The 1,763-nt window shown below is 63.8% G+C and carries 1 protein-coding gene and 2 pseudogenes; 2 read left to right on the plus strand and 1 reads right to left on the minus strand.

Annotated features, from left to right (window positions below; translation table 11 throughout):
• A pseudogene (locus NKJ08_RS38585) lies at nt 1–827 on the minus strand (site-specific integrase); the annotation flags it as partial.
• 275 nt (nt 828–1,102) lie between these two features.
• Here NKJ08_RS38585 and NKJ08_RS38590 point away from each other — a divergent pair.
• Both NKJ08_RS38590 and NKJ08_RS38595 read left to right on the plus strand, forming a co-directional pair.
• Complete coding sequence (locus tag NKJ08_RS38590) at nt 1,103–1,399, plus strand: hypothetical protein (RefSeq protein ID WP_352530545.1); 297 nt, start codon at nt 1,103–1,105, stop codon at nt 1,397–1,399.
• Nucleotides 1,389–1,763, plus strand: a pseudogene (locus tag NKJ08_RS38595) (hypothetical protein); the annotation flags it as partial. The gene NKJ08_RS38590 and the pseudogene NKJ08_RS38595, both read left to right, overlap by 11 nt.

Raw genomic sequence — 1,763 nt, forward strand, 5'->3', positions numbered from 1 at the left:
GGGGCCATGCGCGATGCGGGCCAGCTTCAGCCAGGTCTGCAGGGCGACGACCGGGCAGGTGGCATCGGACGAGCCGCGGCCAATCTCGACCTCGCGCCAGCCGGTCTTGCCTCGCAGCGTAACCAGCACGCCCTTGTCCGGGAAAAATTCAATCCAGCCGCAGCCGTCCTCGGTTTGATCGCGCGCAACATCGAGGCCCACGATTTCGGAGCGGCGCAAGCCGCCGGCGAAGCCCAAAAGCAACATGGCGCGGCCGCGCAGACCGCGCAGCGTGCCACGATCGAGCGTTTCCAGCATGGCGACAAGATCGTCGCGCAGGATGGCTTCCTTTTGACGGGGAGGGGAGGCGTGTTTATTGCGGATACCGGCGAGCACGGTGGCGATATGCCCGTCCTTCCGGTCGAGCGGTTGACCGCGTTGCGTATAATTCCAGGTCAGCGACGACAGGCGGCGCTCAATGGTCGACACAGACTTTTTGTCCCGTTCCGATCCTGAGGCCTGGGCCGTGATGTAGAGGCCGACGACTTGTGGATCTGACGGCAGCGGATCAAACGCCTGGCGCCGGCACCAGGCGCAAAAATGCTTCCAGTCGGCGGCATAGGCGCGACGGGTGTTTGCCGAACTCGCCGCCTCGACGTAATCGCGCGCGCGGTCGGCCAGCTTTTCGACTGCGCAGGCAGTGATGCTTGTCGCGAGTCGAGGACCTGCGTGGGAGGGGAGGGAGCCTCATCCGGGTGACCCATTTCCATGACGACGTCGACAATGTCAGGCAGGTCGCTGGTGTCGACCGCGTCGATGGGCGTCATGAAATTACGGGGACTGCCCATCGAAACTCTCGATCATTCGAATGTCACAGTGGTGCGATTCTGAGAGCCCCAACGTGCGACCAAAGCGCCCAATTGTCCACCGCGAGGTGCTTGCCCAATAGCTCCCGAGATTTGCGCCGGTCGCGTACGACGACACGCTGGGTCGTGCTATAGCATGACCGGGCGACGGACCATGTCCGATCCAGTGTTGACCCTCCTAGGGCCCTCTTTCTCAGTGCCGATCCTTGCCTTCATGTTCAACATCCCTTATGTTTCGTTCAACAGGAGAATCCAGGATGAGCGTACGTGGCGCAACGGCAGCCGAAAGCGAGGAGCGGATCGCCCACACCCGGAACCGTCTGGTGCTTGAGCAGGCGAGGGCGGTCGGCCTTCTCGGCGCGGCCAAGAACACACGCCTTTCCGGCAGGGTGCCGTCGGAATTGATCGAGGCGGCAAAGAAGCGCGCTCATGTGACCTCCGACACTGAGCTGCTTGAGCTCGCCTTGTCGCGGCTAGCCCTCGAGGACGATTTTGGCGCCCGGCTCGTCCGCCGCAAGGGCAGCATCTCCGCGGACGTTGATCTTGGCGTTTGATCTCGGGAGCGCACTGCGTTCCCTCAAACCACAGCGGCGTGCCGGCGGGCTGGAACGGCGGCCGGATTCCGCTCTGTCCTGGGCAGCGGACCAGCCGCCTGTCGGCGGTGCATTGCTTCTCGACACGAGCGTCTATCTGAATGTCCTGCAGGGGCGCACGCCCAAAGTGGTCGATGACCTTCTGACCTATCGGCTCTGTCAGCACTCGGCCGTCTGCCTTGCCGAGCTCAGCCACCTGTTCGGCCGGCTCGACCCAGCGCACCCCACGACGAAGTCGGTCCTGAAAGTGGTTGCAGGCACGATTGAAGACATTCCAGTGCACCGGCTGCATGCACCCGACGCCACCGCCTGGGGACGCGCCGGC

Origin of the sequence: Mesorhizobium sp. M0244, from assembly GCF_040321795.1 — a bacterium.
GTDB lineage: Bacteria > Pseudomonadota > Alphaproteobacteria > Rhizobiales > Rhizobiaceae > Mesorhizobium.